The 12,898-nt window shown below is 63.0% G+C and carries 10 protein-coding genes and 6 tRNA genes; 2 read left to right on the top strand and 14 right to left on the bottom strand.

The window, feature by feature from the left end; translation table 11 throughout:
• Window positions 1-70: 70 nt before the first annotated feature.
• Complete coding sequence (gene leuD, locus HU738_RS01700) at window positions 71-715, bottom strand: 3-isopropylmalate dehydratase small subunit (RefSeq protein WP_176510194.1); 645 nt, start codon at window positions 713-715, stop codon at window positions 71-73.
• Window positions 712-2,145 carry a 3-isopropylmalate dehydratase large subunit gene (gene leuC / locus HU738_RS01695; RefSeq protein WP_176510195.1) on the bottom strand — a complete coding sequence of 478 codons (1,434 nt, stop codon included), beginning with the start codon at window positions 2,143-2,145 and terminating at the stop codon, window positions 712-714. The genes leuD and leuC overlap by 4 nt, the downstream gene beginning before the upstream one ends.
• Before the next feature lie 131 nt (window positions 2,146-2,276).
• Between leuC and HU738_RS01690 the strand changes: the two genes are divergently transcribed.
• Together HU738_RS01690 and HU738_RS01685 are read left to right on the top strand one after the other, a co-directional pair.
• Window positions 2,277-3,155 carry a LysR family transcriptional regulator gene (locus HU738_RS01690; protein ID WP_186604844.1) on the top strand — a complete coding sequence of 293 codons (879 nt, stop codon included), beginning with the start codon at window positions 2,277-2,279 and terminating at the stop codon, window positions 3,153-3,155.
• Between the two features lie 62 nt (window positions 3,156-3,217).
• Window positions 3,218-6,514, top strand: a complete 3,297-nt coding sequence (locus HU738_RS01685) for a PAS domain S-box protein (RefSeq protein WP_176510197.1) — start codon at window positions 3,218-3,220, stop codon at window positions 6,512-6,514.
• 44 nt (window positions 6,515-6,558) lie between these two features.
• On the opposite strand, the gene HU738_RS01680 is transcribed toward HU738_RS01685, so the two are convergent.
• The 12 genes from HU738_RS01680 to gltX form a co-directional block, all read right to left on the bottom strand.
• Complete coding sequence (locus HU738_RS01680) at window positions 6,559-7,002, bottom strand: Hsp20 family protein (RefSeq protein ID WP_176510198.1); 444 nt, start codon at window positions 7,000-7,002, stop codon at window positions 6,559-6,561.
• A gap of 224 nt (window positions 7,003-7,226) precedes the next feature.
• Window positions 7,227-8,198: a tRNA dihydrouridine synthase gene (locus HU738_RS01675; RefSeq protein WP_186604842.1), complete on the bottom strand. Its 972-nt coding sequence runs from the start codon at window positions 8,196-8,198 to the stop codon at window positions 7,227-7,229.
• 50 nt (window positions 8,199-8,248) lie between these two features.
• Window positions 8,249-8,683 (bottom strand): acyl-CoA thioesterase, encoded by a 435-nt coding sequence (locus tag HU738_RS01670; RefSeq protein ID WP_186604840.1) that lies wholly within the window; start codon window positions 8,681-8,683, stop codon window positions 8,249-8,251.
• A 120-nt stretch (window positions 8,684-8,803) separates the two neighbouring features.
• Window positions 8,804-9,631: an alpha/beta hydrolase gene (locus HU738_RS01665; protein ID WP_176510201.1), complete on the bottom strand. Its 828-nt coding sequence runs from the start codon at window positions 9,629-9,631 to the stop codon at window positions 8,804-8,806.
• A 26-nt stretch (window positions 9,632-9,657) separates the two neighbouring features.
• Window positions 9,658-10,197, bottom strand: a complete 540-nt coding sequence (locus HU738_RS01660) for a TetR/AcrR family transcriptional regulator (RefSeq protein ID WP_176510202.1) — start codon at window positions 10,195-10,197, stop codon at window positions 9,658-9,660.
• Window positions 10,198-10,369: 172 nt separating this feature from the next.
• Window positions 10,370-10,445: transfer RNA gene (locus tag HU738_RS01655), tRNA-Glu, on the bottom strand.
• Window positions 10,446-10,487: 42 nt separating this feature from the next.
• Window positions 10,488-10,563 (bottom strand) — tRNA-Ala (locus HU738_RS01650).
• Window positions 10,564-10,627: 64 nt separating this feature from the next.
• Window positions 10,628-10,703 (bottom strand) — tRNA-Glu (locus tag HU738_RS01645).
• Window positions 10,704-10,745: 42 nt separating this feature from the next.
• A tRNA-Ala gene (locus HU738_RS01640) sits at window positions 10,746-10,821 on the bottom strand.
• 53 nt (window positions 10,822-10,874) lie between these two features.
• A tRNA-Glu gene (locus HU738_RS01635) sits at window positions 10,875-10,950 on the bottom strand.
• Window positions 10,951-11,022: 72 nt separating this feature from the next.
• Window positions 11,023-11,098 (bottom strand) — tRNA-Ala (locus HU738_RS01630).
• A 287-nt stretch (window positions 11,099-11,385) separates the two neighbouring features.
• Entirely contained in the window at window positions 11,386-12,867 is a 1,482-nt protein-coding gene (gltX, locus tag HU738_RS01625) for a glutamate--tRNA ligase (RefSeq protein WP_186604090.1), read from the bottom strand.
• Window positions 12,868-12,898: the final 31 nt, after the last annotated feature.

Genomic DNA, 12,898 nt, shown 5'->3' with positions numbered 1-12,898 from the left:
AATCCGCTCCTACAAGGATCACGCATGGTCTGTAGGAGCGGATTTATCCGCGATGAGGCCAGCCGCTCAATCAGGCATCCCGGAACAACCAGGGCTGCGCGGCACGGTGCTTCTGTTCAAACGCCTTGATCGCGTCGCTGTCCTGCAGGGTCAGGCCGATGTCGTCCAGGCCATTGAGCAGGCAGTGCTTGCGGAACGCGTCGATTTCGAAGTGCAGCACCTTGCCATCCGGGCGGGTCACCGCCTGCGCCTGCAGGTCAATGGTCAACTGGTAGCCCGGGTTGGCTTCGACCTGCTTGAACAGCTCGTCGACTTCCTCGTCGCTGAGGATGATCGGCAGCAGGCCGTTCTTGAAGCTGTTGTTGAAGAAGATGTCGGCGAAGCTCGGTGCGATCACGCTACGGAAGCCGTATTCGTCCAGTGCCCAGGGCGCGTGCTCACGGCTCGAACCGCAACCGAAGTTCTCCCGCGCCAGCAGTACGCTGGCCCCCTGGTAACGCGCGTGGTTGAGCACGAATTCCTGGTTCAGCGGGCGCTTGCTGTTGTCCTGGTATGGCTGACCGACATCCAGGTAACGCCATTCGTCGAACAGGTTGGGGCCGAAACCGGTGCGCTTGATCGACTTGAGGAACTGCTTGGGGATGATCTGGTCGGTGTCGACGTTGGCACGATCCAACGGCGCGACGAGACCGGTGTGCTGGGTAAAGGCTTTCATGCTGCGCTCCCTTGGATCAACTCGCGGACATCGATGAAGTGGCCAGTCACCGCGGCGGCGGCGGCCATGGCCGGGCTGACCAGGTGGGTACGGCCACCGGCGCCCTGACGGCCTTCGAAGTTGCGGTTGGACGTGGACGCACAGTGCTCGCCGCTTTCCAGGCGATCCGGGTTCATTGCCAGGCACATCGAGCAGCCGGGCTCACGCCATTCGAAGCCGGCTTCGAGGAAGATCTTGTCCAGGCCTTCACGTTCGGCCTGGGCCTTGACCAGGCCCGAACCTGGCACGACCAGCGCCTGCTTGACCGTCGCGGCAACCTTGCGGCCCTTGGCGATCTCGGCGGCGGCGCGCAGGTCTTCGATGCGCGAGTTGGTGCACGAACCGATGAATACGCGGTCGAGCTTGATGTCGGTAATCGCCTGGTTGGCGGCGAGGCCCATGTACTTGAGGGCGCGCTCGATCGAACCACGCTTGATCAGGTCTGGCTCGGCAGCCGGGTCCGGCACGCGCTGGTCGACAGCCAAGACCATTTCCGGCGAAGTGCCCCAGCTGACTTGTGGCTTGATCTGCGCAGCGTCGAGTTCGACCACGGTGTCGAACACGGCATCGTCGTCGGAAACCAGGTCCTTCCATGCCTCGACGGCACGCTTCCAGTCCTCGCCCTTGGGCGCATACGGGCGGCCTTCGACGTAGGCGATGGTGGTGGCGTCGGTCGCTACCAGGCCCACACGGGCACCGGCTTCGATGGACATGTTGCAGATGGTCATGCGCCCTTCCATGGACAATTCACGGATGGCGCTGCCAGCGAACTCCATGGCGTGGCCATTACCACCGGCCGTGCCGATCTTGCCGATCACGGCAAGGACGATGTCCTTGGCGGTGACGCCGGCTGGCAACTGGCCTTCAACCCGTACCAGCATGTTCTTCATCTTCTTGGCAACCAGGCACTGGGTGGCGAGCACATGCTCCACCTCGGAGGTACCGATGCCATGGGCCAAGGCGCCGAAAGCGCCGTGGGTGGAGGTGTGCGAGTCACCGCAGACCACGGTCATGCCCGGCAAGGTGGCGCCCTGCTCCGGGCTGATGACGTGGACGATGCCCTGGCGTTCGTCGTTCATCTTGAATTCGACGATGCCATATTCGTCACAGTTCTCATCGAGGGTCTGCACCTGCAGGCGCGACACCTGGTCGGCGATGGCTTCGATGCCGCCCTTGCGCTCCGGCGTGGTCGGCACGTTGTGGTCCGGGGTGGCGATGTTGGCATCGATGCGCCACGGCTTGCGATTGGCCAGGCGCAGGCCTTCGAAGGCCTGGGGCGACGTCACTTCGTGAATGATATGGCGGTCGATGTAGATCAAGGACGAGCCGTCATCACGGCGCTTGACCTCATGGGCTTCCCAGAGTTTGTCGTAGAGCGTTTTGCCAGCCATCAGACTGTTCCTCATCAGCGTCTTTCTATGCCAAAGACCCCTTGGCTTGTACGGACGATGCTATGGGGTTAGATTGAATAACTCAAATTCATAATTTTTATGCTTTGGATAACCAAGAGGAATCCGAAATCGTGGACCTGGCCAACCTCAGCGCATTCATTGCCATTGCCGAGACCGGCAGCTTCTCGGGCGCCGGCGAGCGCCTGTTCCTGACCCAGCCAGCGATCAGCAAACGTATCGCTGGCCTGGAACAGCAACTGGACGTGCGCCTGTTCGACCGCCTGGGCCGCGAAGTGACCTTGACCGAGGCCGGCCGCGCATTGCTGCCGCGTGCCTACCAGATCCTCAACGTCCTCGATGATACCCGACGGGCGCTGACCAATTTGACGGGGGAAGTGAGCGGTCGACTCACCCTGGCCACCAGCCACCACATCGGTTTGCACCGCCTGCCCCCGCTTTTACGGGCTTTTACCCGGCAGTACCCGGCTGTGGCGTTGGATATTCAATTCATGGATTCGGAACAGGCCTACGATGAAGTCCTCCATGGCCGCGCTGAAATTGCCGTCATCACCCTCGCCCCCGAGCCTCACCACCTGGTCAAGGCCGCACCGGTGTGGGACGACGCCCTGGACTTCGTGGCGGCGCCCGAGCATCCACTGGCCAGCAACCAGGCGGTGAACCTGGCCGATGTCGCCCGGCACCCGGCGGTCTTCCCCGGTGGCAATACCTTCACCCACCATATCGTCCAGCGCCTGTTCGAAAGCCAGGGCCTGACACCGAACATCGCCATGAGCACCAACTACCTGGAAACCATCAAGATGATGGTGTCGATCGGCCTGGCGTGGAGCGTGCTGCCCCGGACTATGCTGGATGATCAGGTTGCACCCATCGCCTTGCCCGGCATACAGCTGTCGCGCCAGCTAGGCTACATTTTGCACACGGAGCGAACGCTATCGAACGCTGCCAGGGCCTTCATGGCCCTGCTCGACAGCCACGCAGGGTCCGCCTGACCGGTCGTCAGCTCGGCATTTCCAACTTCATGGACGCGTCACACGCCAAAGGTCTGGTACCAATGCCCAAATCAGCAAAACGTTTTCCGCGCCTGCCGCGCATCCCAGCGGCCGACCCGCAGGAATCGGAACAGGCCTGGCAGAACGCCCCGCAGCTGCTGGCCGCCCTCAACGGCGCACGCCTGGGCGCCTGGCTGTGGGATATCGACACCGGCAGGATCAGCTGGTCACGGGGCACCCAGGCGCTGTTCGGCTTCGACCCGCAACGCCCGCTGCCCAACGACATCGATTACCTCGACCTGCTGCCGGAGGAAGACCGTGCGCGTACCCGGCAACTGTTCCACGCGGTGGTCAATGGCGAGCCGGTGGAACAAGCCATGCGCCATCGCATCCGGTGGCCGGATGGCACCCTGCACTGGCTGGAGATCAACGGCAGCCTGACCCATGATCCTCACGGCCGACGCCAGATGATCGGGGTGATCCGCGAGATCACCCGCCAGCGCGAACGGGAAACCGCGTTGATCAACTCGGAAAAGCGCTTCGCCACGCTGTTCCACCTGAGCCCCAACGCCATTTTGCTGAGCCGCCGCCAGGACGGCATGATCATCGAAGTCAACCAGCACTTCGAAGACATGTTCGGCTGGCCCGGCGGCCAGGTGATCGGCAAGACCAGTCTCGAGCTGGGCTTGTGGGTGAATCCCGAACAGCGTCACCAGGTCATCGAGGCCACCCGCGGCAACCACGGGCCGGCGATCATGGAAGTGCAGTTCCGCGCCAGCACCGGCAAGCTCCACGACGGCATCCTGTGCACCCAGAGCATCGAGATGGAGGGCGTGACCTACCTGATCAGCACCTTTGTCGACACCACCGAGCGCAAACGCGCCGAACAGGCCCTCAAGGACAGCCAGGAACGCCTGGACCTGGCGCTGGACTCGGCGCAACTGGGTACCTGGGACTGGCACATCCCCAGCGGCATGCTCTACGGCTCGGCCCGCGCTGCGCAATTGCACGGGCTGGACCCGGTGCCGTTCCACGAGTCGTTCGATTCGTTCTTCGAAGGCGTGCCGGAACACGAACGCTCCAGCATGCGCCAGGCCTACCGCAGCCTGCGTGAAGGCCCGGCGGGCAACTACCAGATCACCTACCGCGTGCAGCTGGAAAACGGCACTTCGCGCTATATCGAAAGCCGTGCTCGCCTGTACCGCGATGAGCAGGGCAACCCGTTGCGCATGGCCGGTACCTTGCTGGATATCACCGAGCAGGTAGAGCGCGAACAGCGCCTGAGCGCCTCGGAAGAAAAATTCGCCAGCCTGTTCCAGGTCAGCCCCGACCCGATCTGCGTGACCCGCCAGGACACCGGCCAGTTCATCGAGATCAACCCGGCCTTCACCCAGACCTTCGGCTGGAGCGCCGAACAGGTGATCGGCCGCACCGCCGAAGAGATCGGCCTGTGGGCCGAGTCGATCGAACGCGCCCAGCGCATCGAGCGGGTGATCCGCGAACAGGCACTGAGCAATGTGGCGGTGGTGGTCAACCACCGCAATGGCGCGCCACTGACCTGCGTCATTGCCAGCCGCCTGATCAGCGTCGATGACCAGCCGTGCAGCGTCACCACGCTGCGCGACATCACCCAGCAGCAACGCGCCGAAGCGGCGCTCAAAGCCAGCGAAGAGAAGTTCGCCAAGGCCTTCCACTCCAGCCCGGACGCCATCACCATCACCGAACGCCGCAGCGGCCGCTACCTGGAGGTCAACGACGGCTTCTGCCGGCTGACGGGCTACAGCGCTGACGAAGTGATCGGCCGCAGCGTCTACGAAATCGGCATCTGGGCCGACGACAAGCAGCGCAGCGCACTGCTCAGCGAGCTCAAGGAGCGTGGCCGGGTGCACCACCGGGAGATGCTCGGGCGCAACAAGCGCGGCGACATCCTCACCGTCGAGGTGTCGGTGGAGCCGATCAGCCTCAACGAGGCGGACTGCCTGCTGCTGACTGCCCGCGATGTCAGCCAGCTGAAGAACGCCCAGGCGCAGATCCGCCACCTCGCCTACCACGACCCGCTGACCAACCTGCCCAACCGCGCCTTGCTGATGGACCGCCTGAGCCAGCAGATCGCCCTGCTGCGCCGCCACAACCTGCGCGGCGCGCTGCTGTTCCTCGACCTCGACCACTTCAAGCACATCAACGACTCGCTCGGGCACCCGGTGGGCGACACCGTGCTGAAGATCATTACCGCCCGCCTGGAAGCCAGTGTGCGCCTGGAAGACACCGTGGCGCGCCTGGGCGGCGATGAGTTCGTGGTGCTGCTCAGCGGCCTGGAAGGCAGCCGCGAGGCCGTGGAAGGCAAGGTCCGCGAACTGGCCGATACCCTCCGCGAACTGCTGGCCGAACCGATGTCGCTGGATGGCCAGCGCCTGCAGGTGACGCCGAGTATCGGCGTGGCATTGATCCCCGACCACGGCACCACGCCGGCCGACTTGCTCAAGCGCGCCGATATCGCCCTGTACCGGGCCAAGGACTCCGGGCGCAATACCACCGAACTGTTCCATACCACCATGCAGAAGGCCGCCAGCGAGCGCCTGCGCATGGAGAGCGACCTGCGCCTGGCCCTGGCGCGGGGCGAACTGGCCTTGCATTTCCAGCCCCAGGTCGATGCCCGCGACAATCGCATCGTCGGTGCCGAAGTGTTGCTGCGCTGGCATCATCCGCAACTGGGCCAGCAACCGCCGGCGCAGTTCATCCAGGTGCTGGAAGAAAGCGGCCTGATACTGGAAGTTGGCAGCTGGATTCTCGACGAAGCCTGCGATGCCTGCGCGCACATGCTCGAAGACGGCCTGATCGACGCCAATGATTTCAGCCTGTGCGTGAACATCAGCCCACGGCAGTTCCGCCAGAACGATTTCGTCGAGCGGGTACTGCGCAGCCTGGATGACTACCGCCTGCCACGGCAGATGCTGAAGCTGGAGATCACCGAGGGCATCGTCATCCAGAACCTGGAAGACACCATCAGCAAGATGCGTGAACTCAAGCGCTATGGCGTGAGCTTTGCCATGGACGACTTCGGCACCGGCTATTCCTCGCTCACCTACCTCAAGCGCCTGCCGGTGGATGCCTTGAAAATCGACCAGACGTTTGTCCGCGACGCTCCCGATGACCCCAACGATGCCGAGATTGTCCGTGCCATCGTGGCCATGGCCCGCAGCCTGGACCTGGCGGTGATTGCCGAAGGGGTCGAACTGACCGAACAACTGGCGTTTCTCGAACGCCTGGGCTGCTACCTGTACCAGGGCTACCTGCACAGCCGGCCATTGCCGCTGCCGGAGTTCAGGCAGATGTTGCTGGAAGCACCGGCAGATTACTGAAACGAAAAAAGGGCACCCGAAGGTGCCCTTTCTTCATACTGAACTCAGTTCAGTGCTGGCTGGTCGCCATTGATCGGGATGCGCTTGGCCTTGGCTTCTTCCGGCACGATGCGCAGCAGGTCGATGCTGAGCAGGCCGTTGGCCAGGCCAGCCGACTTGACCTCGATATGGTCGGCCAGGCGGAACGACAGCTTGAAGGCACGCTGGGCAATGCCCTGGTGCAGATAAGTCACTTCAGCAGTGCCGTTCTCTCGTTTGCCACCGGTTACGGTCAGGACACCTTTTTCGACTTGCAGGTCGAGGTCCTGCTCCTGGAAGCCGGCTGCGGCAACCACGATGCGATAGTGATCATCGCCATGTTTTTCCACGTTGTAGGGAGGGTAGCTGCTACCCGCCTCATTGCGCGCCGCAGACTCGAACAGGTCGTTGAAACGGTCGAAGCCAACGGAATGGCGGAACAGTGGAGCGAGAGAGAAAGCGGTAGTCATGGTCATAAACTCCTGAGTTTCAGCAAGTAAAGTCACTGCGCGACCCGACTTCGGCATCGCGTACTCAAAGAGATAGGGCCTACGGAAAAGCTTTCAAGGGCAGCGCTGAAAAAATTTTGAGTCGCTGCTGGCCTCGTCGCAGGCATGCCCGCCCCCAGGGATAACACGGGCCTTGAGAGCAGCGCTGGACCTGTAGAAGCGGGTTTACCCGCGAAGAGGCCCGTTCAGGCAACACATGCCTCTTCGGTGGTCGCCTCGACCCCAAGCAACCGGCTGATGCGGGCGCAATCGTCCTCTCGGCGCAACTCGGCAAACAGCACCACCGCCTCGGGATAACTGCGTGTCAGCATTGCCAGCCACTGCTTCATCCGCCCCGGCGCATAGCGCGGCGACAGCTTGGCCTGGGCCTGGCGCCAGAATTCGCGCAACAACGGCAGCAGCTCAACCCAGCTCATCGGCTGGTATGGCTGCCCATCGCGCGCCGCGGCGATCTGCAGGGCCAGGTCCGGGCGCGACACCAGCCCGCGCCCCAGCATGATGCCTTCAGCACCGCTGACCTCGCGGCAACGCCGCCAGTCGTCAACGCTCCAGATTTCACCATTGGCAAACACCGGCACCCGCACGACATCCTGCACCCGCGCCACCCACTCCCAGTGGGCCGGTGGCTTGTAGCCTTCGACCTTGGTCCGCGCATGCACCACCAGGTGCGCCGAACCGCCCTCGGCCAACGCCGTGGCACACTCCAGCGCCCCATCCGGGCTATCGAAACCCAGGCGCATCTTGGCAGTGACCGGGATGTGCGCGGGCACCGCACGGCGCACTTCGCGAACGATGGCATGCAACAACTCCGGCTCCTTGAGCAGCACCGCGCCGCCACGCGACTTGTTCACGGTCTTGGCCGGGCAGCCGAAATTCAGGTCGATGACCGGCGCCCCCAGCTCGCAGGCCAGCGCGGCGTTCTCCGCCAGGCACACCGGGTCCGAGCCCAGCAACTGCACACGCATCGGCACGCCAGCGGCCGTGCGCGCGCCCTGGCGCAGCTCAGGGGCGAGCTTGTCGAACGAGGAGGCCGGCAGCAGGCGGTCGCACACGCGGATGAACTCGGTGACGCACCAATCGATGCCGCCCACTCGGGTCAGGACGTCGCGCAGGATGTTGTCGACCAGCCCCTCCATGGGGGCCAGGGCAATTTGCATGTCGGGGTCTCGGCGGAAAAGGCGGCAGTCTAGCAAAAAAAACCGTGGTTTCAGTGGCCGATCAGCGCCGGCCCGTAACCCTCGAGAAACTCCGCTGGCATGCGTTTGGGCTTGCCGCTGGACAGCTCGATGCAGGCGAAGGTGGTCTGTGCACGCAGCAAGGTCACACCATCACGTGGACGCTTGAGCTGGAAACGCCGGGTCATGCGCAGGCGCTGGTCCCAGTCGATGATCCAGGTGGCCAGTTGCAGCTCATCGTCCTCGTAGCCTGCAGCAAGGTAGTCGATTTCGTGGCGCACCACCGCCATGGCCCGGTCCAGGCGCCGGTACTCGGCCAGGTCCAGCCCCAGGCGCTGGGAGTGGCGCCAGGCGCAACGCTCCAGCCAGGTGACGTAGACCGCATTGTTGGCGTGACCAAGGCCGTCGATGTCCTCGCTTCCGACGCGCAGGTCGATGATGAATGGTGTTGCCAGGTCCCAGCTCATACCTGCTTCCTTGAAGGAAAACTGGGATTTAGCATGGCCAAGCCGGCAAATGTCCAGCCTTTGTGGTGGATGACCCGGCCTCTTCGCGGGCAAGTCGGATCGCCGCACCGCCGCACACAGTCAGGCACTCTGCCGCGAAGGTTCACGGGCCAGCAGCTCCAGCACCGCCTCGCTCAGACGCGGGTCAGCCAGCAGGCGCTGATGCCCACCCTCCTCCAGCAGCATCAGCCGGCTGTCGAACCAGGCCTTGTGGATGACCTGCGCCTCACCTGCGGGCACCAGCGCGTCATCCGCAGCATGCACCACCAACCCGGGCAGCTCCAGCTGGTAGCCACTGACATCGAGGCGAGCGATCTGCATGCCGACATCGCGCTCGACCTGGCGGATGAACGCCGCCCTGGCCCGCGCCGGCAACCCCAGGCGCTGGGCAAAGCCACGCAACACACCCAGCAGCTGCGCTGGCGCCGCAATGCTCACTGCGGCCTCGGCGCGCAGCCCCATCTGCAGCGCCAGCAACACGCTGGCACCGCCCATGGAGTGACCGATCACGGCACGTAGCGGCGGCAACTCGGCAGCCGCTTCCAGCAGTGCCCGGGCAAACAGCACCACATGCGCCTGCTGGCCGGGCGAGCGACCGTGGGCCGGGCCCTCCAGCGAGACCACGGTGTGCCCGGCCCGCACCAGCGTTTCGATCAGCGCCGCGAACTGGGTCGGGCGCCCTTCCCAGCCGTGCATCAGCAGCACCGTCGGACCTTTGCCCCAACGCAAGGCCGACAAGCCGAAGCGCAAGGTGATGCGCTCGGCACTGGCCAGCAGCGGCAACTCCCACTGCCGGGGCGGCAGGTTGCGCGGGGTCATGAAGGCACGGCGCATCTTGCCGGCGACATGCTCGGGGGCCAGTCGACCCAAGGCGCCATTTACGCCACGAATCCAGCTCAGGGTAGTCATCGCCTTGCTCCAGGACCAGGGGGGTATCAGAGAACTGCCGACTTGGCGGCACGCAAAATGCGATCGGACAACTCGCCCGGGCCCAAGGCCCGCGCCAGGGCCAGGCCACCGATCATCAGGGCCAGGTCAGCCAAGGCCTTGTCGGCGTCTTCCGGGCGGTCGACCATCGCCGCCGTCATCAGCTCGATGTGCTCGGCCAGCACTTCACGGAAGGCTGCAGGCAGTCGCTGCATCTCGCCGAGCGAGTTCGGCAGCGGGCAGGCATGCACCTCGGCGTCACGGTGCTTGCGCGACAGGTAGAAGGCGCTCGCCAGGGCACGGCGCCCTTCCCCATCGAGGTTCGGGTCTATCTGGGCGAGCAAGGCACGCCGTTCGCCCAGCAACTGGCGGAAGGCTTCGAGCATGAGTTCGTCCTTGCTCTCGAAGTGCGCATAGAAACCACCCACGGTCAGGCCTGCCGCGCCCATTACCTGGCTGACGCTCGGCTCGGCCGGGCCATGCTGGATCAACGCGCTGCGGGCGGCTTCGAGAATGCGTTCGCGGGTCTTGCTCTTCTTGTCGCTCATTGGCCGGCTGCCGATCAAAATATGATGATCGAAATATTATTCCCATCATATTTTTTGGCAAGCAGAATTTGCCACCGCTTGTCGGCAGCAGCTTTTTTGCGGTGGGAGAAAAACAAAAGGCCCATTCAATAATCGAATGAGCCTTAAAAGTCCCGCAAAACGCGGGTAAAAATGGCGTCCCCTAGGGGACTCGAACCCCTGTTACCGCCGTGAAAGGGCGGTGTCCTAGGCCACTAGACGAAGGGGACGTAACCTTCGCGAAGATTCGACGTATCGAACCCTGGCAGAATTGGTGGAGCTAAGCGGGATCGAACCGCTGACCTCCTGCATGCCATGCAGGCGCTCTCCCAGCTGAGCTATAGCCCCGAAACAAAAGACTCATTCAATATGCGAACGAGCCTTTTTAAGTCCCGCAAAACGCGGGTAAAAGTGGCGTCCCCTAGGGGACTCGAACCCCTGTTACCGCCGTGAAAGGGCGGTGTCCTAGGCCACTAGACGAAGGGGACGTAACCTTCGCGAAGGTTCGACGCATCGAACCCTGGCAGAATTGGTGGAGCTAAGCGGGATCGAACCGCTGACCTCCTGCATGCCATGCAGGCGCTCTCCCAGCTGAGCTATAGCCCCGGATTTCTAGCCTCTCGGCCCAGCGACATCCTGAAACATCGCTTGTGCAAAACTGGCGTCCCCTAGGGGACTCGAACCCCTGTTACCGCCGTGAAAGGGCGGTGTCCTAGGCCACTAGACGAAGGGGACGAACCTTCTTACCTTCAAGACCGGGTTGCTGGACCCGCTCTTGCTCGACAGCCACGGCTGTCAAGCGGAATTTGGTGGAGCTAAGCGGGATCGAACCGCTGACCTCCTGCATGCCATGCAGGCGCTCTCCCAGCTGAGCTATAGCCCCACAATGTCGCTCTGAACAGAAGCGCTGGCTGGGTGCCTGGCGTTTCGTTTTCGTTCATCGCTGTGGACGGGGCGCATATTAAGATCGGATTGCAGGGCTGTCAAACTAAATTTTGAAAATATTCAAAATTTTTTTCACAGATAACAATCACTTACCGCCCTGCCCCATGCAAACCTGAACATCGAGCCCTATAGGAACGGGTTTACCCGCGAATGCTGCGGTGAATGCATCAGCGTATTCGCAGGTGAACCCGCCCCCACAGGTTCAGTTATGGCTTCGCAAGGCAGTCAGGCGATGTTCGCCAGCAGCTTTTCCCATTCCTTGTTTTCTTTCTTCGACACACCACCGAGCAGGTCCAGGGCCTGGCGCAGACGGTAGCGGGTCAGGTCGGGGCCAAGGATTTCCATGGCATCGAGCACCGACACCGAGCTGGCCTGGCCGGTAATGGCGGCGAACATCAGTGGCATGGCATCACGCAGCTTCAGTTCAAGCGCTTCGACCACGGCCTGGATGCAGCCGGTGATGCGCTCTTTCTCCCACTGGCGCAGGCTTTCCAGTTTCCACAGGATCAACTGCATCACCTGGCGCACCTGGTCGGCGGACAGCTTCTTGCTTTCGAACAGCTTGGCATCGAGCTTGAGCGCGCCCTCGAAGAAGAAGCCACCCAGCGGGGCGATCTGGCTGAAGGTCTCGACACGGCCCTGCACATGCGGGGCGATTTTCATCATGTAGTCGCTGTTGAATGCCCACTTCTGCACACGTGCGGCGAATTCTTCTACCGGCAGCTCGCGCAGCCACTGGCCATTGAGCCAAGACAGCTTCTCGATGTCGAAGATCGGGCCCCCCAGGGAGATACGCGACAGGTCGAAGTGCTCGACCATCTCGGCCAGGGAGAACTTCTCGCGCTCGTCCGGCATCGACCAGCCCATGCGGCCCAGGTAGTTGAGCATGGCCTCGGGCATGAAGCCCATGCGCTCGTAGAAGGTCACCGAGGTCGGGTTCTTGCGCTTGGACAGCTTGGACTTGTCCGGGTTGCGCAGCAGCGGCATGTAGCAAAGCTTCGGCTGCTCCCAACCGAAGTACTCATACAGCTTGATCAGCTTCGGTGCCGACGGCAGCCACTCTTCGCCGCGCAGGACATGGGTGATGCCCATCAGGTGGTCATCCACCACGTTGGCCAGGAAGTAGGTCGGCAGGCCGTCATTCTTCATCAGCACCTGCATATCCATGCGGTCCCATGGAATTTCGACGTCGCCACGGAGCATGTCCGGAACCACGCAGACACCTTCGCTCGGCACCTTCATGCGGATCACATGTGGCTCGCCAGCGGCCAGGCGGCGCTGCACTTCTTCAGCGCTCAGCAGCAGGGCACGGCCGTCATAGCGCGGGGTTTCACCACGGGCCATCTGCTCGGCACGCATCTGCTCCAGCTCTTCGGCAGTGCAGAAGCAGTAGAAGGCATGGCCGGCATCGACCAGCTCCTTGGCGTACTTGGCGTAGATCTCGCCACGCTCGCTTTGCCGGTACGGACCGTGCGGGCCACCGACATCCGGGCCTTCGTTCCATTCGATGCCAAGCCAGCGCAGGGCGTCGAAGATCTGCTGCTCCGACTCGCGCGTGGAGCGCAGCTGGTCGGTGTCTTCGATACGCAGGATGAACTCACCGCCGTGCTGCTTGGCAAAGCAGTAGTTGAACAGGGCGATGTAGGCGGTGCCGACATGGGGGTCGCCAGTGGGCGATGGCGCGATACGCGTGCGAACGGTGGTCATGAGAGTCTCGAACGAAAGATGAAACAAAGGC

This window comes from Pseudomonas vlassakiae (genome assembly GCF_014269035.2).
Lineage (GTDB): Bacteria > Pseudomonadota > Gammaproteobacteria > Pseudomonadales > Pseudomonadaceae > Aquipseudomonas > Aquipseudomonas vlassakiae.
This window is presented reverse-complemented; position numbering and strand designations above follow the sequence as displayed.